Origin of the sequence: Amycolatopsis sp. NPDC051758 (assembly GCF_044453095.1) — a bacterium.
In the GTDB taxonomy this organism is placed as follows: Bacteria; Actinomycetota; Actinomycetes; order Mycobacteriales; family Pseudonocardiaceae; genus Amycolatopsis.
In genome coordinates, this window is record NZ_JBITCJ010000004.1 from 583116 (window position 1) to 603569 (window position 20454).

Sequence of the window (20454 nt, forward strand, 5' to 3'; positions counted from 1 at the left end):
TGCTCAGACCTCCAGGCGCAGCATGTCGTCGGTCGTCTCCCGCCGCAGCAGCAGCCGGGCGCTGCCGTTGCGCACGGCGGCCACGGCCGGGCGCGGCTGCCGGTTGTACGTGCTCGCCATCGAATAGCAGTAGGCGCCGGTCGCCGCGACCGCCAGCAGGTCGCCGGGAGCCAGCGTGTCGGGCAGCCAGCAGTCTCGTACGACGATGTCGCCGGACTCACAGTGTTTTCCCACGACCCGGGACAGCACGGCCTGCGCGGGCTGCTCGTTGTCACCCGCGGACCGGGAAACGAGCCGGACATCGTACACCGCGTCGTAGAGCGCGGTCCGGATGTTGTCGCTCATCCCGCCGTCGACGCTGACATACCGGCGCGACACGTCGTCGCCGAGCGAGACGTCCTTGATGGTGCCGACCTCGTACAGCGTGACGGTGCCGGGACCGGCGATCGCCCGGCCCGGCTCGCCCGCGATGCGCGGCACCGGGAGGCCCGCGTACGCGCACTCCTTGCGGACGATCTCGCGGATCTGCGTGATCATCTGTGCCGGCGGCGGCGGGTTGTCCTTCTCGGTGTAGGCGATGCCGAACCCGCCGCCGAGGTCGACCAGGCTCAGCTGGTCGAGCAGCTCGGTGCCGTGCTCCTTGGCCAGGTCCGCGAGCAGCCCGACGACCCGGCGGGCGGCGACCTCGAAGCCGTCGGCGTCGAAGATCTGCGAGCCGATGTGGCTGTGCAGGCCGATGAGCTTGAGCGAATGCGCGTTGAGCACCCGGCGCACTGCCTCGGCGGCGTCGCCGGAAGCCAGCGAGAAGCCGAACTTCTGGTCCTCGTGCGCGGTCGCGATGAACTCGTGGGTGTGCGCCTCGACGCCGACGGTGACCCGGATCAGCACCGCCTGCTCGACGTCGTGGCGCGCGGCGATGTCGGCCAGCCGGGCGATCTCGTAGTACGAGTCGAGCACGATCGTGCCGACCCCGGCGACGATCGCGGCTTCGAGCTCCGCGGGCGACTTGTTGTTGCCGTGGAAGGTGATCCGCCCGGCCGGGAAGTTCGCGCGCTGCGCCACGGCGAGCTCGCCGCCGCTGCAGACGTCCAGGCTCAGCCCCTGCTCGGCCACCCAGCGCGCGACCTCGATGGAGAGGAACGCCTTGGACGCGTAGTGCACGAGCGACGGGTCGTCGAACGCCTCCGCGTAGTCGGCGCACCGGGACTTGAAGTCGGCCTCGTCGACCACGAACAGCGGCGTGCCGTGCTGCTCGGCCAGCTCGCGGACGTCGACGCCGGCGATCCGCACGACGCCGTCGGCGCCGCGGAAGGTGTTGCGCGGCCACACTTTCGCGGGCAGCTTGTCGAGCTCTTCGACCCCCGAGGGCTGCAGCCCGGAGGTGTCGGCGTGGGGGTAGACGTCGGCGTGCCGTGGGCCCGCGGGGTGCGCCATGGGTTACATCCGTTCCGGAGCAGAGACACCGAGCAGGGCGAGTCCGTTCGCCAGGACCTGGCGGGCCGCTTCGCACAGCGCGAGCCGCGCGAAGGTCAGCGGGGTGGCTTCTTCGTCACCCATCGGGAGGACCCGTCCCACGGTGTAGAACTTGTGGTAGGCGCCCGCGAGTTCTTCGAGGTAGCGCGCGATCCGGTGCGGCTCCCGCATGTCGGCGGCGCGGCGCACGGTTTCCGGGAACTCGCCGATGGTGCGGATCAGGTCGCCCTCGGCGGGCAGCGTGAGGAGTCCGAAATCGACGTCCGAGTCGGACTGCTTCGCGAGGCCGAGGTCGGCCGCGTTGCGCTGCAGGGACGCCAGCCGCGCGTGGGCGTACTGGACGTAGTAGACGGGGTTGTCGTTGGAGTGCTTGCGCAGCAGGTCCAGGTCGACGTCCAAAGTGGAGTCGACGGAGTACCGGATCAGCTCGTAGCGGGCCGGGTCGACACCGACCGCCTCGACCAGGTCCTCCATCGTGATCACGGTGCCCGCGCGCTTGGACATCCGCACCGGCTTGCCGTCGCTGACCAGGTTCACCATCTGGCCGATCAGCACCTCGACCGTCGCCGGGTCGTCGCCGAACGCCGCGGCGGCGGCCTTCAGCCGGGCGATGTACCCGTGGTGGTCCGCGCCGAGCATGTAGATGCACAGGTCGAAGCCGCGGTTGCGCTTGTCCTTGAAGTAGGCCAGGTCGCCGGCGATGTAGGCCGGGTTGCCGTCCTGCTTGATGACAACGCGGTCCTTGTCGTCGCCGTACTCGGACGACTTCAGCCACCACGCGCCGTCTTCGAAGTACAGGTTCCCGGAGTCCTTCAGCTGCTGGACGGCGGTGTCGACCGCGCCCGACTCGTGCAGCGAGTTCTCGTGGAAGTAGACGTCGAAGTCGGTGCCGAAGTCGTGCAGGCTCTGCTTGATCTCGCCGAACATCAGGTTGATGCCGATCCGGCGGAACGTCTCGTGCCGCTGCTCCTCCGGCAGCGACAGCGCGCTCGGCTCGGCCTTGATGACCTCGGCGGCGATGTCGTTGATGTAACCGCCCGCGTAACCGTCCTCCGGCGCGGGCTCGCCCTTCGCGGCGGCGATCAGCGACCGGACGAACCGGTCGATCTGCGCGCCGGCGTCGTTGAAGTAGTACTCGCGGGTGACCTCGGCGCCCTGCGCGCCGAGCACGCGGCCCAGCGCGTCGCCGACCGCGGCCCAGCGGGTGCCGCCGAGGTGGATCGGGCCGGTCGGGTTCGCCGAGACGAACTCGAGGTTGATCTTGGTGCCGGCCAGCGCGTCACCGCGGCCGAAGGCGGCGCCGGCGTCGAGCACCTGGCGCACGATGTCACCCTGTGCGGCCGCGGCGAGCCGGAAGTTGAGGAAGCCGGGGCCGGCGACCTCGGCGGAGGCGACACCGTCGGTGGCCGCGACCGCTTCGGCGAGCGCCTCGGCGAAGTCGCGCGGTTTCAGCCCGGCCTTCTTGGCCACCTGCAGCGCCAGGTTCGTCGCGTAGTCGCCGTGGTCGGGGTTGCGCGGGCGTTCGATGGTCACCTGCTCCGGCAGCACGGCGTCGTCGATGCCGCGTGCGGCGAGCACCTGCACGGCGGAGCTGCGGACCAGGTCGGCGAGAGCGGCGGGAGTCACTCGTCGAATTCTAGGTGTGCCCAGGTCGGACGCTTTCAGCGGTCTCGGCCACGTCACGGCGGGCATCCCCAGACGGGTTTTCGGGGGCTCCGGGTGGCGGAGCCCCCGGCCCGAGGCGAAGCCTCGGTTGTCACTGCGTGAGGCGTTAACGGTGATCAGACGCGTGGTCTCTACACTGGCCCGGGCGGGAATCCGTCCGCAGCCACCAGAGGGAGAACGCGGGAGCCATGGCGAACGGGACAACTCGGAAAAAGGGGTCTGCGGTGAAGGCCGCCCGCGGTTCCGTGGTGAGCAAGAAGGGCACGCCGTGGGGCACGATCATCGCCGTCGTGGCCATCGTCGCCCTGGCCGGCGCCGTGATCACCTACTACATGGTGGCGTCCGCGCCGAAGCGTGAGCAGTCCGACCGCGAAGCGGCCGCCGCGTCCTTCGCGCCCACCGCGTCCGACCCGGACCCCTCGAAGCGCATCGCCGGCGTCACCACCGCCACCTACACCGGCAGTGTGCACGTGCTCCCGACCGAGCGCGTCGCTTACGACAAGACCCCGCCGTTCGGCGGCCCGCACGACGGTTACTGGGCCACCTGCACCGGCACGGTGTACCCGAACGCCGTCCGCACCGAGAACATGGTGCACGGCCTCGAGCACGGCGCCGTCTGGATCGCCTACAACCCGCAGCAGATCACGGGGGACGCGCTGAACCTGCTCAAGGTCCGCGTCGAGGGCAAGCCGTACACGATGATGTCGCCGTACCCGGGCCTCGACAAGCCGATCTCGCTGCAGTCGTGGGGCCACCAGCTGAAGGTGGACAAGGCCGACGACGCGCGCATCGACGAGTTCATCGCGGCGCTGCGGAGCAACCCGAACGGCGTCTACCCCGAGGTCGGCGCCTCCTGTGACGCCCTCGGCCCGGGCCAGTTCGACCCGGACAACCCGCCGCCGTTCGACCCGTCGAAGCCGGGCCCGGACGCCAAGCCGATGGACTACAAGGGCACCCCGAACGCCCAGACCGACCAGCAGACCGGCGGCATGAGCCAGCAGCCGTCCGCCCCGGCGTCGGGCACGCCGACCAAGTGAGCTCCCCAGAACAGCCCACGTGGTCGCGCTGGGTGATCATCGGCGGGACGCTCCTCGCGGTCCTGCTGATCGGCGCGACCGCGGGGATGTTCCTGACCCGCACCATCGACGGCGACTCGGCCGCCGCCACACCGGCGGCCGGGTCCGTCGAGGTCGGCTTCGCCCAGGACATGTCGACGCACCACCTGCAGGCCGTCACGATGGCCGGCTGGGCGCGTGACCATTCGACCGACCCGGAGATCCGCCAGCTGGCGTTCGACATCGAGCGCACCCAGCTGGAGCAGGTCGGCCGCATGAAGGGCTGGCTCATGCTGTGGGACCAGCCGGAGCAGGCCATCGGCGCGCCGATGAAGTGGATGACGGAGCCGATGACCGGCCACGACGGCATGTCGATGGGCACGTCGTCGGTCAACCCGGGCGCGGGCGCCCTGATGCCGGGCATGGCGACCAACGAGGAGCTGACGAAGCTGCGGTCGCTGTCGGGCAAGCAGCTGGACGTGTACTTCCTGCAGCTGATGCTCCGCCACCACCAGGGCGGGACTTCGATGGCCCAGTACGCGGCGGGGCATTCGAACATGACGGCTTTGCAGGCTCTGGTGCGCAGCATCCTGACGTCGCAGGGTGCGGAGATGGACCAGATGAAGCTGATGCTCTCCAGCCGGGGCGCCCAGCCGCTCCCCTGACTACGGTCAGGCGAGGTGCAGCGCCACCGCTCACACCTTCGAGATCGGCCTCCAGAGCTGGTCGCATCCAAGAGCGAGAGAGCACCAACTTGGCCGCACGGGCGACACAGTGCGGCGGCCGCTGAAAGCAAGGCAAGGAATTCCGACCCTGTGACACCTGCCTCCGGAGGGCAGTCGTCAAGCGGAGACCCGGCGCGCTACCAGGAAAGCTCCTGGCAGCGCCGCGCACACTGCGGCGCCTCCACCTGCAGGGTCGCGTGCTCGATCGCGTACCGCGACGCCAGCAGGTTCTGCGCCTCCGTCAGCACGTCCGATTGCTGCGCGGGCGGAGCCAGGGTCAGGTGCGCCGAAGCCACCTCCATGCCCGAGGTCAGCGTCCAGACGTGCAGGTCGTGCACGTCCGCGACCCCCGGCAGCGCGGCCAGCTCGGCGTTGATCGCGCCGACGTCGACACCGCGCGGCGCGTGCTGGAAGAGGATGCGCAGGGCGCGGCGGGCGAGCGCCCAGGTGCGGGGCAGCACGAACAGCCCGATCGCGACACCGATGATCGGGTCGGCGTAGCGCCAGCCCGTCAGGAGGGTCAGCGCGCCGCTGATCAGCACGCCGACCGAGCCGATCAGGTCGGCCAGCACCTCGAGGTAGGCGCCACGGACGTTGAGGCTCTCCTTCGCACCCGACCGCAGCACGGCGAACGACACGACGTTGGCCAGGAGGCCGGCCGACGCGGCCAGCAGCACGGGCAGGCCGGGCACGGCGGGCGGGTCGCTGATCCGGCCGACGGCCTCGACGAGGACGTACCCCGCGACGCCGAACAGCAGGATCGCGTTGCCGAGCGCGGCCAGCACCTCCGCGCGGTAGAGCCCGAAGGTGCGGCTCACCGTGGGGCCGGTCCGCCGCGCCAGGATGATCGCGGTCAGCGCCATGCCGACCCCGAGGACGTCGGTGAACATGTGCGCCGCGTCCGAGATCAGGGCCAGCGAGCCGGTCGTGAAGCCGACGATGAACTCGAGCACCATGAAACCGGCGCCGATCCCCAGGGCGATGGTCAGGCTCCGCACGTACCGGCCCGACGCGCTCGCCGGCGCGCCCGTTTGGCCGTGTCCGTGGCCGTGTCCCATTTCGCCTCCGTTCCCGCGGTCCCGTCGAGGCCAAACATATAGTCGAATGCGCATATGTGCAACAGAGGTGAGGCTCAGTTCACTCACCGGGAAGGTACTCCGAGACGTGTTCGTGACCAATCCACCAGGAGGGGCTTCCCGCCTGGTGGATCGGTCACGCTCAGGCGTCGGCTCGGCTAGCGCACCAGCCGGAAGAAGCCGCGAACCTGCTCGACGAACAGCTGCGGCTGCTCGACCGCGGCGAAGTGCCCGCCGACGGGCAGTTCCTCGAACCAGCGCAGGTCGGTGTAGCGCCGCTCGGCCTGCCGCCGCGACGGCCGCACGATCTCCTTGGGGAACACCGAGACCCCGGCCGGCACGTCCACAGTGGACAGGTCGCGATCGTTGTTCTCCCAGTACATCCGCGCCGAAGAAGCCGCCGTGGCGGTGAACCAGTAGACGGAGATAGCGTCGAGGATCTTCTGCCGGTCGACGGCGTCCTCGGGGTGGCCCTTGTTGTCCGTCCACGCCCAGAACTTCTCGGCGATCCAGGCGGCCTGCCCGGCCGGCGAGTCGGTCAGGCCGTAGCCGAGCGTCTGCGGCCGGGTGCCCTGCTGGGCGGAGTAACCGGCCCCGCTCCGCCGGAACTCCTGGAGATCGGCGAGCGCCCGGCGCTCCTGCGGCGTTGGATCGTCCTGGTCCAGTCGCACGGGCGCGAAGTTGACGTGCACCCCGGCGACGCGTTTCGAGCGCGAGAGCGCGTTCGTCACCGCGGCGCCCCAGTCACCACCCTGCGCGCCATAGCGGTCGTAGCCGAGCGACACCATCAGCGCGTCCCACAACTCGGCGACCCGCGGGATCTTCAACGCGGGCTTGTCACTCCACCCGAACCCGGGCAGCGAAGGAACAACGACGTGGAAGGCATCGGCGGCATCCCCGCCGTGTTTCACGGGATCGGTGAGCGGCCCGATGACGTCGAGGAACTCCAGCACGGACCCCGGCCACCCGTGCGTGAGCACGAGCGGCAGCGCATCCGCATGCGGCGACCGGACGTGCACGAAGTGCACCCCGACCCCGTCGACGGTCGCCCGGAACTGCGGAAAGGCGTTGAGCCGCCCGGCGAACCCGAAGTCGTACTCCTCACCCCAGTCACGGCAGAGCTCACGCACGTAGGCCAGCGGAACCCCCTGCGACCAGTCGTCGACGGTCTCGGCCTCGGGCCACCGCGTCCGCCGCAACCGCTCCCGCAGATCGGTGATGTCAGCCTCGTCGAGAGGGACCTGGAAGGGTTCGGCCATCTCGCCTCCTTCGATGAGCCACCCACGCTAGCGACGACCCGGTGAATGGATCAACTTTGTGACGCTGACCAGCAGAATCTCCCGTCGGCCCACCTGCCCGCGAGGGCCACCGGGGATGCGCTAAGCTTTCGGAGTCGCCCAGCGATGGGCCCTCGTAGCTCAGGGGATAGAGCACTGCCCTCCGGAGGCAGGTGTCGCAGGTTCGAATCCTGCCGAGGGCACCCGAGATGCCCGAGTCCTGTTCGCGGAACGCGCGAACCGGGTCTCGGGTTTTGTGTTTTCTGGGGGCCGAGCCCCCAGGCCCCCGCCGGGGGCCAGCCCCCGGACCCCCAGCGTGGTCACCTTTGAGCCTTGTCCAGGCCGGCGGGCTCTTTGTCACCAACTGCTGATCACCGGTCGACGGTGAGTTGCTTTTGGTCAATTCTCGTGGCTTTTTGTCCAGGAAATTTCCAGTATTTGTCTTCTTTTCATTTCCCGACATCGAACCGTTGCCGATATATTACTTCTGCATGACCGAAGCCGGTAACGTTCCAAATGGCTGACGAGACTTCGAACGTAACAATGTCGCTATACCCACTGAAGGCGAGCCGACCATGTCCGTCACCTGTGCCCGGTGCGGGACGGCGCCCACGCAGTCAGGCGCAGAACTCTGTGACGGCTGCGGGCGGACGCCCGACTCCGGCATGGCCATGACCCTCGAATTCCCCGCCGTGGAATCCGATCCCGAACCGGTCCCGTTCGACGAACTGCCGCCGATGGCCGCTCCTGTTCTGGTGCCGGGCACTCCCCCGCCGCCCGAGCCGGAGGTCGCCGTCCCGGCCGGGGACGGGCGGCCGTGGAAGATGACCGCCGCGGTTGTGGGAGCCGTCGCGGCCGTTGTCGCCGTCATCGTGGTCGTCACCGTGGCCACGACCACCACCAAGCGTCAGCCGGCCGCCAGCTCCCCCAGCGACGTCGCCGTGCCGGTGACGTCGGTCGAGTACACCCCGACACCGGCTCCTGCCACCACGCCGGACCTCAAGCCGACCGACGAAAGCTCGGCGCAGCAGCTGCTCGAAACCCAGGTCACGAACGACCGTCCCCTCGCCGAAGCACTCACGGGCTCCTGGGTTCCCCAGCTGTCCTCCAAGAAGCTCGGCCTCGTCGCGGACGGGACCACCTACGACCACCGGGCGATCTGGGCGGACTTCACGAACCTGCGGGCGCGCTACCCGGACGCCCTGCTGCTCTGGTCCGGCGACTACAGCAGCTTCCGCCTGACGAACTTCTGGGTCACCGTCGTCCCCCGGTCCTCGAGCAGCGGCGCATCCGCGAACAGCTGGTGCGACGGCGAGGGAATCGACAAGGACGGCTGTTACGCGAAGCTCATCACCCACACCGGCGGATACGCGGACAGCACCGTTCTCCGGAAATAACGGCCATTCTCCTGACAAAGACGTGACAATACGGAAGGAATACCCGGTGACCCAGGTTTTCCTCAGCTACCGCACCTGTGACGAACCCTTCGCGGCGGCTTTCTTCGACCTCGAGCTGACCCGCGAGTTCGGTCCGGACGCGGTGTTCTTCGCCTCTCGGTCGATCGCCCTCGGCGACGACTGGGAGACGGCGATGTTCAACGCCGTGTCCGCCTCCGTCGCCGTGCTCGTGGTGATCGGGCCGCGGTGGCTCACCGCGGCCGACGCGGACGGGCGGCCGCGGCTGCAGAACCCACGCGACTTCGTGCGCCGTGAGATCGAACTGGGGCTTCAGCTGAAGAAGCAGGTCATCCCCGTGCATCTCGAACGCCGCCACGACCTCGACCTCGACGCACTGCCGGAGTCCCTGTGGGAACTCGCCGACAAGCAGAGCACGACCGTGGCGTTCCGCAACAGCAAGCCCGACCTCGAGCGGCTCGTCACGCGCCTGCGCCGCCAGATCCCGGCACTGGCCCCGGCCAAGGCTCCGGTGAGCGCGGCAGGCACCGGCAGCAACACGCACAACACCGTCCTCGGCACGGTCCACGGGAACGTCATCCAGAGCGGCACGCACATCGGCGGCATCTTCCTCGGCGGGCCGCCCGCCGGTTCCTGACCGATCCCGCACCCGAAGCCAGAGGAGACGCCACGTGCCCGACGACAAGCCCCCGGAAAAGCCACCCGTCCACCCGAAGCCACCGCCTGCCAGCCCACCTTCTCCGCAGCCGGGGCCGCCCGGCGCCAAAGCGGACGGCAAGGCCGATGGCAAAGCCGGCAGCGAGCCCGCCGGCAAGGCGGAAGACAAACTCGACGAGAAGGTGACCACCCCGGCTCCGGAAGCGGACGTCGAGCGGGACTCGGCCGTGCGGAACGTCCAGGAGGACGCGTCCGTGCTGGAGCAGACGGAGATGGGCAGGTACGTCTCCCGGGGGATCAACCAGTTCAACGCCGAAACGATCATCTTCACGAGCTCCTACGACGAGGAGTTCGTCGAAAGCGCGCCGCGCGCCGGCCAGCGCCGGGCGCCCCGGCTCCAGTACTCCGAGGCGGACCTCGACCAGGCGACCGAGTCCTTCGTCGAGCCGCCCGGCTTCCGCGGCGAGCTGGACCTGCTCGCGGACCGCAACCTGGTGGTGCTGGCCGGCCCGCTCCGCACCGGCAAGCGGACCCGCGCCTTGCAACTGCTCAAGACGACCCTGCGTGAGGCCGGCCTCGACGAGGCCGTCGAAGAGGTGTCGGCGTCCGCGCTCACCAATCCCCTGTGGCGGGTGCCGCGGAAGGACACCGGGTTCGTCGTGTTCGACGAACCCGGGCGCAAGGACGCCTTCTCCGCGGCCAAGATCGGCGAGGAGTGGCTGCGGAACACCGCGCAGCGCCTGCACGAGTCGGGCAGCTTCCTGGTCGTGGTCACCGGGCCGCCCAGCGGCTCACTCGCCACCGCTCCCAGCCGCGCCGAGTTCGTCCTGGACGAATGGGAGCCGCCCGATTCGGTGGAGATCCTGCACCGGCGGCTGCGGGACACGATGCCGTCCGAGGCCGACGAGCTGATCGAGCGGCTCGGCCGCACCGAGCTGCCCGAAGTGCTCGCCGAGCGGGACAGCCCGGCCTTCGCGGTGCGCGCGGCGAAGGAGATCGGCGAGAGCCACCGGGCCGGCCGCAGTCTCGAGGAGACCGCGGCGAAACTCGGCAACGCCGAGGGCCTGGTCCACGAGTGGCTCAGCCGCGAACCGGAGGTGAAGGACCTCTCGCTGGTGCTGGCCACCGCGGTGCTGGACGACACCGGGTACCTCAAGGTCGCGGACGCGGCGGTCTCCCTCTACCAGCGGCTGAGCGGCGGCAGCAGCGCCCCCACCACCCTGCGGTACGCGCCGCGGCTGCACGCCGACCACACCTGGCTCCAGCGGGTGCCGGCCGAAGACTCCCGCCGCGCCCCGACGCTGCGGTTCCGGCACCCGAGGGTGCGACCGGCCGTGCTCAAGGTTGTCTGGTGCGGCTACGACGGAGCCCGCGGCAAGATCCTGGAGTGGCTCAAGGAGCTTGCTCTGCACGCCGACGTCGAGATCCGGGCCGGCGTGGCCCAGGCCATCGGAATCCTGGCACAGCAGGACTTCCAGCACGGCGTGCACGAGTACCTGCAGCCGTGGGGACGGGAAAGCTCCCAGCTGCTGCGGCAAACGGCCGCGCTCGGCCTCAACGTCGCGGGCGCCCTCGGCGACGACCGCGCGGCCTGGTCGTTGCTCGAGCGCTGGGCGACGTTCGCCTACCGGGAGAACACGGAGAACGTCTGCATCACCGCGGCGCTCGCCGCCGGCGGCCCCCTCGGCATCGGTAACCCACGACGGGCCCTGGGGGTCCTCCGGGACTTCGTGGTCTGCCCGGACAAGTGGGACGTGCTGGGCTCGGTCGCCGCCAGCGCCCGCGCGCTGGTCGGCGCGGGATGCGGCCGCGAAGTGCTGGAGGCCCTGTGTGACTGGACGGGAGCGGATGCCGACAAGGACGCCCTCGTCAAGGCCTTGCTCGTGTTCGCCTGCGTCGTCGAGCCCGACAACGACGACGCCTGGCCGGTGGTGCTTCGCGCGGCCGACGAGAACCGCGAGCTCATCACCCGGCTGTGGTGCCGGGCCATGGCCGACGGCATCGTCCGGGAGACGGCGCTCGGTGAGCTGCGCAGCTGGGTGCGCCGGGTCGACGAGGATGCGAGCGCCGAACCGGTCGTGCTCGGCCTCGTCGCCGACATCGCGGACACCAGTCCGGGTGACCGGGACCGGGTCCGGCACGCGCTCAGCCAATGGGCCCAAGACCGCTACCGGCCTTCGATGGCCGCGGCGACGTTCTACGACCTGATGGACGAAGCAGAAGAAGAGGTGTCATGAACCGGACCTACAACCCCATCCTGGAACGCACCGAGGTAGGCCGGCGATGGTTCCGGTCGACATTGCCTGCCCCTGAACTGGGCACAGCGCACGTTCTCGTCCGCACCTCGGCGGAGCCGATCGTCGTGTGGCACGGTCGGCCCGGGCCGACCGGCCGGCTCGGCGACTACCGGCGCTACGTCATCGACGTCGCCAACCACGGCCTCGCGTTCACCGTCAGAGCCGCGAGCGCCGAAGCCGTGTTCCCCTTCTCGGTGCAGGTGGAACTGGCGTGCCGGGTGCTCAATCCCTTCACCATCGCGCGCGACAACATCCAGGACATGACCGCCGCGCTGATGCCCTCGCTGGCCAGGGAAATCCGGGACACGGCGGCGCGGTTCGACGTGCTGCGGCCGACCGAAGCGGCCCGGGCCATCGAGATGCGGCTGAGCTCGGCCCATCCGTCCCAGGACGTGGAACTCGGTGGATTCTCGGTCACGGTGGTGCCCGAAAACACCCAGGGCGTGGTCCACGCCAAGCAGGAGCTCGGTGTGCAAGAGCTGCGGCGCAAGGAACTGCGTGACGTCTCGCACGGCAGCCCCGAAGAGCGGTTCGCCCAGCTGCTGGCGACGAACAACGGCGATGTGCGCGAAGTGCTCGACTACCTGAGCGAGCAGCGCAGCGCCGAAGCGCAGACCATGCTCAATGCCTTGCAGATCGCGATGAACGGGAAGCTGGAGGACATGGACGTCGCCGAGGTCCACCGCACCGCGTTCGGCAACATCTTCGGCGGAAACCAGAACCGGGTCGGTCCGCGGGAGTCGATGCGCGAACGTGTCGAGCGGCGGAACGGCAAGGCGGCCATCGAAAGCGGCGCCGTCGTGTCCGGGGTCGCCGAGCCGGTCTCGGCCAAGGCAGCGGAACCGGCGGAGAAGCCGGCGCCCGCCAAAGCGTCGTCCGACAAGCCGTCGGGCGAGCCGGGAGGTGGCTCGAACGGCGGCGCGCCCGCGGCCGACTCCTGAACCTTGTTCCTGTTGAAATCCTGTGAACCGGACACAACAGGCACTCGACATCTCCTCCGCACGTTGTCCCGGTGACAGAGGACGGGAGGAGCCATGGGTGCTCTTGGGACACTGCTCGGGTTCGCGCTGACCCTGTACATGCTGGTGCTGATCGCGCGGATGGTGCTCGACTGGGTCGGGATGGTGGGCAGCAGCCCGCCGTGGGCGCAGCGGGCCCGGGGGCTCGCGTACTCGGCCACCGAGCCGGTGATCGGGCCGGTGCGGCGGGTGGTGCGGCCGGTGCGGATCGGGGGGATCTCGCTCGACCTTGCGTTCACGCTCGTGTTCATCGCCGTTGTGGTGCTGCGGTCGGTGGCGTTCGCGTTGTAGCGGGACCTAGATCGAGCCGCGGAAGCTTGACGACAGGCGGTCGATGCCGCGTTCCAGTTCGGCTCGGACGCCGCGGAGGTCTACGCCGTCCGGGTCGACCAGGGCCTGCATCGAGATGCCGCGCAGCTGGGCGAGCAGTGCCGACGCGTACGAGTCCGCGTCGCGGACGCCGGTGATGGTTCCGTCCGCGACGCCGCTGGCCACGGTCTGGGCGATGGCGAACCGGAAGCGGCGGTCGGCCTCGGTCAGGGCGCCGCGCAGGGCCGAGTTCTCCGCCGCCGCGTCGCCCCACAGGGCCAGGAACGCCTGGTTGAGCGTCGGCATCGTGCGGATCAGCTCGAAGATGATGTCCAGCAGCGCGCGCAGCATGTCCATCGGGGTGGCGGTGGCCGAGCCCGTCCGGGCCGCGACGGCCTCGCTGTAGGCGTTGGTGAACTCTTCGACGGCGTGCTCGACCAGCCGCTGCCCGAGCCCGTCCTTGTCGCCGAAGTGCTGGTAGATGACGGACCGCGCGTACCCCGACCGGGCGCAGACGCCGCCGAGCTTCAGCCGGCCGAACCCGTCCTCGGCGATGAGGTGCGCGGCGGCGTCCAGGATGCGCGCCTCGACGAGTCCCTCGTCGTCCTGGATCCGGCCTGCGGCGGAACGGTCCACGGCGTCATGCTAACCACTCGAACCGGGCACCACCGGCCGAACCGTCAGCGAACCGTGCGCGGACGGTCAGCGGCCTCGCGCACTCTCGGGTCATCACCACCGACCCGAGAGGAACCTCCGATGACCGCCAAGACCGTGCTCGTGTCCGGGGCCAGCATCGCCGGCCCGTCGGCGGCCTACTGGCTGCACCGCAGCGGCTACCGCGTGACCGTCGTCGAAACCGCTCCCGCGCTGCGGCCCGGCGGCCAGGCCGTCGACTTCCGCGGGGAACAGGTGAAGCTCCTCGAGGCGATGGGCATCCTCGGCGACGTCCGCCGCCACGAGACCGCGATGGGCGACCAGACCGTGCTCGGGCCGGACGCGCGGCCGTCGCTGACCGTGCCCGGCGCCGCCTGGAGCGGGGAGGTCGAGATCCTGCGCGGCGACCTCGCGCGCATCCTCTACGACCACACCAAGGACCACACCGAGTACGTCTTCGGCGACCGCGTCACCGGCCTGACCGAGACGGCGGACGGTGTCGACGTCACCTTCTCCCGCGGCGCGCCGCGGACGTTCGACCTGGTCGTCGGGGCCGACGGCGTGCACTCCGGGGTGCGGGCCGCCGCCTTCGGGCCCGAGACGGACTTCCGCCGTGACCTCGGCTTCGGCATCGCCGGCTTCACCGCGCCCAACCACCTCGGCCTGGACCACACCAGCATCATGTACAACGAGCCCGGCCGCGGCCTCACCGTCGGCAGTCACCGGCTGCCGGACCGGCTGCACGTCGGCCTGGTCTTCGCGGCCGACGGTGTCGAGTTCCGCCGCCGCTCCGCCGACGAACAGCGCGCGCTCGTCGCGCAGCTGTTCGCGGACACCGGCTGGGAGACGCCGAAGCTCCTCGAGGCGCTGCCCGCCGCAACCGATCTCTACCTCGACTCCATCAGCCAGATCCACCTCGACCGCTGGTCGAAGGGCCGCATCGTGCTGCTCGGTGACGCCGCGTGGTGCGCGGGACCGGGCGGGTCCGGCACCGGGCTCGCGATGATGGGCGCGCAGGTGCTGGCCGGCGAGCTCGCCGCGGCCGGCGGTGACCACGTGACGGCGTTCGCGAAGTACGAGGAGCGGCTGCGCAAGCCGGCCACGGTCGGGCAGAAGAACGGCAAGGGCTCGGGCAACTTCCTCGCGCCGCGCACGGCCGCGAAGATCCGCAGCCGCAACCGCGCCTACCGGATGCTGAGCACGCGGTTGTTCGGCAAGGTGTTCACCTGGATGACCGACCGCGCGGCCAACGCGGTGGAGTACCGCGAGTACCCGGCGCTCACCGCCGTGTGACGCGGCGATCTTCGTCTCTTCGGGGGACCCGGCTGGCGGCCCGGCGTGAGGTGCGTCACTCTTGACGCCATGTCAATACGCCGGGCCCCGGACGCCCCGGTCAGGACGGCGCTCGTCGGCCTGGCGGCGCTGGCCCTCGGTGTGGTCACGGCACTCAACGCGCGGTCCCTGCCGGTGATCGGCGACGGCACGACCTACTCCGCCGAGTTCAGTGAAGCAGCCGGGCTGTTCGAGGGCAACGACGTCCGCATCGCCGGGGTCCAGGTCGGGCGGGTGTCGGACGTCGAGCTGCGCGGTGACCACGTGCTGGTTTCCTTCAAGGCCAAGGGCGCCTGGCTCGGTGACACGACGGGCGCGGCGATCCGGCTGAAGACCGTGCTAGGCCAGAAGTACCTCGCCCTGGACCCGCAGGGCGAGGGGACGCTGGACCCGGGCCACCCGATCCCGCGCTCCCGCACCAGCGTTCCCTACGACGTGCTCGCGGCGTTCGGCGAGCTTTCGTCCACTGTGGACCGGATCGACACCACCCAGCTGGCGAAGAGCTTCGACACGCTGTCGGCGACACTGGTGAACACACCGCAGAGCGTCCGCGCCGCGCTCACCGGGCTGTCCCGGCTCTCGGACACGCTCGCCACGCGGGACCACCAGCTCGCCTCGCTCCTGGGCAACACCCGGGTGGTTTCGCGGACGCTCGTCGACCGCGACGCCGCCGTGCGACAGCTCCTCGACGACGGCAACCACCTGCTTTCCGAGGTGAGCAACCGCGAACAGGCGATCAGCGCGCTGCTGGACGGCTCGCGGCAGCTCGCGACCGAGCTTTCCGGGCTGATCGACGACAACAACACCCGGCTCGGCCCGCTGCTCACCCAGCTCGACCAGCTGACGTCGATGCTGCAGCGCAACCAGGACGCGCTCGCCGCCGGCATCAAGGGGTTCGCGCCACTGGTCCGGCTCGGGGTCAACCTCACCGGGAACGGCCGGTGGATCGACGGTTACCTGTGCGGGCTCGTCCTGCCCTCGTTCGGTCCGCTCAACGAAGAAGGCTGCCACGGCTGAGCCGCGCGTGGCATGCTGGCGCCGTGCGCTACCTGCTCCTGCTGTGCGGTGACGAGACCGCCGCCGAAGCCGCCGGTCCCGAGATGGCGCAACGCTGTCACGATTGGGGCGCCGAGCTCGAACGGCGCGGCGTCAAGCAGGTCGGCACCGGTCTGCAACCACCGGCCGAAGCGAAGACGCTGCGCGTGCGCGACGGCGACGTCTTGCTCACCGACGGGCCGTTCGCCGAGACCAAGGAGCAGGTCGGCGGGTTCGTCGTCCTCGACTGCCCCGATCGGGAGACGGCGGTCGCGGCCGCCTCGCGGCACCCGTGGGCCGAAACCGGCACGCTCGAGCTGCGCGAGATCCTCGACGGGCCGCCTACGGCTTCGTGATCTTCACCGTCACCTGGTTGTCGTTGTAGGTGTAGGCGACGTACTCGAACTCGACGCCGGTGCGCTCGACGTACTCCGTCCAGGCGCGGTACTCGTGCCGCTTCCAGCCGGGGAAGTTGAAGAACTCGTCGAAGTGCACGATGCTGCCGGCGCGCAGCCGCGGCCCGCACAGGTCGAGCACGGTCTTGGCGGAGCTGTAGAGGTCGCCGTCCACGTGCAGGAAGTCGACGTGCCCGTCGTGGCGCTCGAGAAAACCGGGGAGGCTGTCGGCGAAGAGGCCGACGACCAGTTCGGCGCCGGGAACGTCCGGCAGGTCGTCGCGGGCGAACGCGCCGGCGGGCATGCCGTTGAGCCACGCTTCGGGCAGCCCGCCGAAGGAGTCGAAGCCGTAGACCTCTTCGCCGCCGCGGGCGCGGACGATCGCCCGCAGCGTGTTCCCGGAGGCGACGCCGAACTCGAGCGCCATTCCGCCTTGCGGCGCCAGGGAAAGCGCGTACTCGAGTGTCTCGTTCGGACGTCCGAAGTGCCGGGCCCCGACCAGGTTCTCGCGGGCGAAGACGTTGCTCTCCAGCGCCGCGTCCTGGTCACCGGCGTAGACGATGGCGCGGCGGCTGCGAATCTCGAACTCCACCACCCGATCGAGGAGGCGGTCACCCTGGCGGATGATGTCCTCCCGCAGCTCCCCGGCCATCCGGTTCAGCTGTTCGGTGTACGGGTCGTCCACTTTCGCGGCGACCCGGTGCAGCAGCTTACCCAGCGTCCGCCTCAGAGTTTTTGTTACCGGTGAACGGGTTTCCATTTCGGGACGGTACCTGACGCGGCTGCGCCACGCGCGCACTCCCCTGCGCGGCGGCGCACAGGGTCGCCTCCCCACCACCGTCCACTGTGTACACCTCGCACCGGCAGGTGGCACGCGACCGGCCGGCCTGCACCACGGTGGCGCGGGCCTGCAGCGTGACACCGGTGGCCGGGCGGAGGTAGTCGATCGTGAACCCGGCGGTGAGCAGCGACGGCCCGAGCACGGTGCCCGCGGCGAAGGTGAGCGCGTTGTCGGCGGCGTAGGCCAGGACGCCGCCGTGCAGGTAGCCGTTCTGCTGCTTGAGCTCGTCGCGGATGTCCAGCTCCAGCGTGGCCCCGCCGGCGCCGAACTCGGTCAGCCGGGCGCCGAGCAGGCGGCTGAACGGCTGGCTCGCCAGGCCGCGGCGAGCGAAGTCCAGATCGATCACGGCATCCTCACTTCACTAGTGAAGCGAGAATGGCGCGACGGCGGCCCGGCTGTCAAGATCGGGGTGTGCCCGAACCCGACCAGCGCCTGTTCTTCCTGCTCCAGCAGGCCGCCCACCGGCTGCGCGTCGCCGCCGACCGCCGCTGCCTCGCCGCGGCCGGCATCACGACGGCCCAGCTCGGCGCGCTCTTCGCGATCCGCGAAGGCGGCCTGACCCAGCGAGAGCTCGCCGCGCGGCTCGGCCAGCGCGAGTCGGCGGTGACGACGATGGTCACCCGCTTGGCCGACGCGGGGCTGGTCGGCCGGAGCGCCCACCCCCGCGAACACCGCGCGGTGGTGCTGGAGCTGACCGCCACGGGCGAAGACGCGCTGGTCCGCGTCGCACCGGAGATCGAGGAGTTCAACGCGCAACTGCGCGAAGTGCTCGGCGACGAGGGCTTCCTCCGCACCTCCGAAGCCGTCGGCAAGCTCGCGGCTTGGCCGGACTGAAGCTCACACCACGATGAGCCGGAACCCCGCGTCCCACTCCTGGAGGTCCAGCAGCTCGCGGTGTTCCGCCTGCCAGCGGCCGGATTCGAGGTCCGCCCGCAGCCGGGCCATCCCCCGCGAGACGGCGGCCGGTGACGTTTGCGCGAGCGCCGAGCACGACCGGCGCACCGCCGGGTCCAAATAGGCCTCCGGACGCCGCCAGTGCGCCGGGAACACGCCGTCCGTGAAGTCCCACGGCACCGGCAGCGAAGAAACCGAAGACGCGCCGAGGAAGTCCGCGATCTCCGGCGCCGACGGACGTGAAGACTCCAGCGAAGCGACCTCCGGCACGTACTCGCGCACCAGCCAGAAGTCGTTGTGCAGCCGGGTGTCGTAGGCCAGGACGACCTGGCGCCGCGCGACCCGGCGCAGTTCGGAGAGGCCGCGGCGCCAGTCCGGCCAGTGGTGCACGGTCAGGACCGCCAACGCGGCGTCGAACGTGCCCGCGGCGAACGGCAGCGCCTCGGCGACCGCGCGGACGACCGGCGCGGCGCCGGGACGGCGCTGCCGGATCATCTCCGCGGACGGCTCGACCGCGACAACACGGCGGCCGGGCGGTTCGTAGGAACCGGTTCCGGACCCGACGTCGACCACCGAACGCGCGTCACCCAGCGCGTCGAGCACCGGCGCCAGCCACCGCGGGTCGGTCCGGCGCCCCAGCGCGTAGCCGACGCCGATCTCGTCGTAGCGCGTCATCAGCGTTCCGGGCCGTCCCCGCCGTTCTGTTCCGCGAGAAACCGCTCGAACTGCGAGCCGAGTTCCTCGGCGGTCGGCATGTGCTCGACGGACTCCGCGAGCAGGCTGCCCCGCTCGGAGGCCTCGATGAACGTGTCGTACTGCCGCTCCAGCGCGCGGACGACGTCGGCGACCTCGTCCGACTCCGCGACTTGCCGGTTGATCTCCGCGTCGGCGAGCTCCGCGGCCGCACGCAGCTCACCTTCGGCCAGGCTCAGCCCGGTCGAGCGGCTCAGCGCGTCGAGCACGATCAGCGACGACGCCGGGTACGTCGACTGCGCGAGGTAGTGCGGCACGTGCGCGGCGAAGCCGACGGCGTCGTGCCCCCACTCGCCGAGCCGGTACTCCAGCAGCGCGGCAGCGCTGCCCGGCACCTGCAGCCGGTTCGGCAGCGGCTGGTGCTCGCCGACCAGGTCCTTGCGGGTGGCGTGCACGGTGACGCCGAGCGGGCGGGTGTGCGGCGCGCCCATCGGGATGCCGTGGAACCCGGCGGTCAGCCGGACGCCCCACCGCTCGACGAGGTTGCGGACCGCGGCGCAGAAGCGCTCCCAGTCGTGGTCCGGCTCCGGGCCGGACAGCAACAGGAAGGGCGTGCCGTCGGCGTCGTGCAGCAGGTGCACGACCAGCTCCGGCGCGTCGTAGTCCTCCCAGTGGTCCACCGCGTAGGTCATCGTCGGCCGCCGCGAGCGGTAGTCGATGAGCCGGTCGACGTCGAAGCGGGCGATCACGCGGTGCTCACCGCTCAGCAGGTGCTCCGCGAGCAGACGGCCCGCCGAACCGGCGTCCATGAACCCTTCGAAGTGGTGCATGAGCACCGCTCCGGTCAGGTCGGGGACGTCCGAGTCCACCTCGTACAGGTCGTCGGGATCGAATCCCACCGGATCCTCCTGCTCGCTGCTACAGCAATCCACCAAGCACAACACACACGTACGGGGATTCCATTCCGCCGACGGTGTCGCTGATCGTAACGGCACGCGATCGAAGCCGGACCGGATCGGCATCGTGACACTTGTCGTGGGCACGCAAGTCGCCGATCGGGCACGCTTGAGCGGTGAGCGAACACACGACGAACACGGCGTTGCGGCTGCGGCCGCCGGCGCACCGGGTCAGCCGGCGGGCCATCGGCTACTGGACGGCGACCGCCGCGATCTTGTGGATCGTCCTCATCGGGGTGCAGACCGTCATCGTCCTGACCAGCGACGACCCGCCCGCGTTCCTCGACGTCACGCTGATCGTCTCGGGCGTGCTCGCTCCGCTGCACCTGATCGTGATGCCGCAGTGGCGCTACCGCGTGCACCGCTGGGAGGTCACCGACGAGGCCGTCTACACGCAGGCGGGCTGGCTGAAGCAGGAGTGGCGGATCGCGCCGGTCTCGCGGATCCAGACCGTCGACATCGAGCGCGACCCCTTCGAGCAGCTGTTCGGACTGGCGAAGATCACCGTGACGACGGCGTCCGCGGCCGGCCCGCTGCGCATCGCGGGCCTGCGGCACGACCGTGCGCTGGAGCTGGCCGACGAGCTCACGAAGACGACCCAAGCCGTCCGAGGGGACGCGACGTGAGCCCCGCCGACGCACCGGTCGCCGAAGCGGTCGTGACACCGCCGGCCGAAGGCACGCAGG

General features: G+C 70.4%; 21 protein-coding genes and 1 tRNA gene. 13 read left to right on the forward strand and 9 right to left on the reverse strand.

Annotated elements, in window-relative coordinates; translation table 11 throughout:
• Positions 1 to 3: 3 nt before the first annotated feature.
• Both lysA and argS read right to left on the reverse strand, forming a co-directional pair.
• Positions 4 to 1434, reverse strand: a complete 1431-nt coding sequence (lysA, locus tag ACIA5G_RS22290) for a diaminopimelate decarboxylase (protein WP_395926046.1) — start codon at positions 1432 to 1434, stop codon at positions 4 to 6.
• 3 nt (positions 1435 to 1437) lie between these two features.
• Complete coding sequence (argS, locus tag ACIA5G_RS22295; protein ID WP_395926047.1) at positions 1438 to 3099, reverse strand: arginine--tRNA ligase; 1662 nt, start codon at positions 3097 to 3099, stop codon at positions 1438 to 1440.
• A 263-nt stretch (positions 3100 to 3362) separates the two neighbouring features.
• On the opposite strand from argS, the gene ACIA5G_RS22300 reads away from it, so the two are divergent.
• Entirely contained in the window at positions 3363 to 4175 is an 813-nt protein-coding gene (locus tag ACIA5G_RS22300; protein WP_395926048.1) for a DUF3105 domain-containing protein, read from the forward strand.
• Positions 4172 to 4858, forward strand: a complete 687-nt coding sequence (locus tag ACIA5G_RS22305) for a DUF305 domain-containing protein (protein ID WP_395926049.1) — start codon at positions 4172 to 4174, stop codon at positions 4856 to 4858. The genes ACIA5G_RS22300 and ACIA5G_RS22305 overlap by 4 nt, the downstream gene beginning before the upstream one ends.
• A 197-nt stretch (positions 4859 to 5055) precedes the next feature.
• Here the strand turns inward: ACIA5G_RS22305 and ACIA5G_RS22310 are convergent, their stop codons facing one another.
• Both ACIA5G_RS22310 and ACIA5G_RS22315 read right to left on the reverse strand, forming a co-directional pair.
• A complete protein-coding gene (locus tag ACIA5G_RS22310; RefSeq protein WP_395926050.1) occupies positions 5056 to 5976 on the reverse strand; it encodes a cation diffusion facilitator family transporter in 921 nt (306 codons plus the stop codon).
• A gap of 176 nt (positions 5977 to 6152) precedes the next feature.
• Positions 6153 to 7253, reverse strand: a complete 1101-nt coding sequence (locus ACIA5G_RS22315; protein ID WP_395926051.1) for an epoxide hydrolase family protein — start codon at positions 7251 to 7253, stop codon at positions 6153 to 6155.
• A gap of 148 nt (positions 7254 to 7401) precedes the next feature.
• On the opposite strand from ACIA5G_RS22315, the gene ACIA5G_RS22320 reads away from it, so the two are divergent.
• From ACIA5G_RS22320 to ACIA5G_RS22345, 6 genes are all read left to right on the forward strand, one after another.
• Positions 7402 to 7474: transfer RNA gene (locus ACIA5G_RS22320), tRNA-Arg, on the forward strand.
• Positions 7475 to 7942: 468 nt separating this feature from the next.
• Positions 7943 to 8668, forward strand: a complete 726-nt coding sequence (locus ACIA5G_RS22325; protein ID WP_395926052.1) for a hypothetical protein — start codon at positions 7943 to 7945, stop codon at positions 8666 to 8668.
• 46 nt (positions 8669 to 8714) lie between these two features.
• Positions 8715 to 9323 (forward strand): TIR domain-containing protein, encoded by a 609-nt coding sequence (locus tag ACIA5G_RS22330; RefSeq protein WP_395926053.1) that lies wholly within the window; start codon positions 8715 to 8717, stop codon positions 9321 to 9323.
• A gap of 34 nt (positions 9324 to 9357) precedes the next feature.
• A complete protein-coding gene (locus tag ACIA5G_RS22335; RefSeq protein WP_395926054.1) occupies positions 9358 to 11580 on the forward strand; it encodes a hypothetical protein in 2223 nt (740 codons plus the stop codon).
• Positions 11577 to 12581: a hypothetical protein gene (locus tag ACIA5G_RS22340; protein WP_395926055.1), complete on the forward strand. Its 1005-nt coding sequence runs from the start codon at positions 11577 to 11579 to the stop codon at positions 12579 to 12581. Before ACIA5G_RS22335 ends, ACIA5G_RS22340 begins: the two co-directional genes overlap by 4 nt.
• A gap of 93 nt (positions 12582 to 12674) precedes the next feature.
• Entirely contained in the window at positions 12675 to 12950 is a 276-nt protein-coding gene (locus ACIA5G_RS22345; RefSeq protein WP_395926056.1) for a YggT family protein, read from the forward strand.
• A gap of 6 nt (positions 12951 to 12956) precedes the next feature.
• Here ACIA5G_RS22345 and ACIA5G_RS22350 read toward each other — a convergent pair whose 3' ends face one another.
• The gene (locus ACIA5G_RS22350) at positions 12957 to 13604 is read right to left on the reverse strand and encodes a TetR/AcrR family transcriptional regulator (protein WP_395926057.1); all 648 of its coding nucleotides are present in this window, start codon (positions 13602 to 13604) and stop codon (positions 12957 to 12959) included.
• 120 nt (positions 13605 to 13724) lie between these two features.
• Between ACIA5G_RS22350 and ACIA5G_RS22355 the strand changes: the two genes are divergently transcribed.
• The 3 genes from ACIA5G_RS22355 (at position 13725) to ACIA5G_RS22365 (ending at position 16345) form a co-directional block, all read left to right on the forward strand.
• Complete coding sequence (locus tag ACIA5G_RS22355) at positions 13725 to 14915, forward strand: FAD-dependent monooxygenase (RefSeq protein ID WP_395926058.1); 1191 nt, start codon at positions 13725 to 13727, stop codon at positions 14913 to 14915.
• Positions 14916 to 14984: 69 nt separating this feature from the next.
• Positions 14985 to 15971, forward strand: a complete 987-nt coding sequence (locus ACIA5G_RS22360) for an MCE family protein (RefSeq protein ID WP_395926059.1) — start codon at positions 14985 to 14987, stop codon at positions 15969 to 15971.
• 23 nt (positions 15972 to 15994) lie between these two features.
• Positions 15995 to 16345: a YciI family protein gene (locus ACIA5G_RS22365; protein ID WP_395926061.1), complete on the forward strand. Its 351-nt coding sequence runs from the start codon at positions 15995 to 15997 to the stop codon at positions 16343 to 16345.
• Here ACIA5G_RS22365 and ACIA5G_RS22370 read toward each other — a convergent pair.
• Both ACIA5G_RS22370 and ACIA5G_RS22375 read right to left on the reverse strand, forming a co-directional pair.
• The gene (locus ACIA5G_RS22370) at positions 16332 to 17144 is read right to left on the reverse strand and encodes a class I SAM-dependent methyltransferase (protein ID WP_395926063.1); all 813 of its coding nucleotides are present in this window, start codon (positions 17142 to 17144) and stop codon (positions 16332 to 16334) included. The genes ACIA5G_RS22365 and ACIA5G_RS22370 overlap by 14 nt on opposite strands.
• On the reverse strand, positions 17095 to 17571 hold the full coding sequence (locus ACIA5G_RS22375; RefSeq protein WP_395926065.1) for a PaaI family thioesterase: 477 nt from the start codon (positions 17569 to 17571) through the stop codon (positions 17095 to 17097). Before ACIA5G_RS22375 ends, ACIA5G_RS22370 begins: the two co-directional genes overlap by 50 nt.
• 65 nt (positions 17572 to 17636) lie before the next feature.
• Between ACIA5G_RS22375 and ACIA5G_RS22380 the strand changes: the two genes are divergently transcribed.
• Positions 17637 to 18059 carry a MarR family winged helix-turn-helix transcriptional regulator gene (locus ACIA5G_RS22380; RefSeq protein ID WP_395926067.1) on the forward strand — a complete coding sequence of 141 codons (423 nt, stop codon included), beginning with the start codon at positions 17637 to 17639 and terminating at the stop codon, positions 18057 to 18059.
• 3 nt (positions 18060 to 18062) lie between these two features.
• On the opposite strand, the gene ACIA5G_RS22385 is transcribed toward ACIA5G_RS22380, so the two are convergent.
• A complete protein-coding gene (locus ACIA5G_RS22385; RefSeq protein WP_395926069.1) occupies positions 18063 to 18794 on the reverse strand; it encodes a class I SAM-dependent methyltransferase in 732 nt (243 codons plus the stop codon).
• Entirely contained in the window at positions 18794 to 19711 is a 918-nt protein-coding gene (locus ACIA5G_RS22390) for a proteasome assembly chaperone family protein (protein ID WP_395926071.1), read from the reverse strand. Before ACIA5G_RS22390 ends, ACIA5G_RS22385 begins: the two co-directional genes overlap by 1 nt.
• 173 nt (positions 19712 to 19884) lie before the next feature.
• Between ACIA5G_RS22390 and ACIA5G_RS22395 the strand changes: the two genes are divergently transcribed.
• Positions 19885 to 20394, forward strand: a complete 510-nt coding sequence (locus ACIA5G_RS22395) for a PH domain-containing protein (protein WP_395926073.1) — start codon at positions 19885 to 19887, stop codon at positions 20392 to 20394.
• Positions 20395 to 20454: the final 60 nt, after the last annotated feature.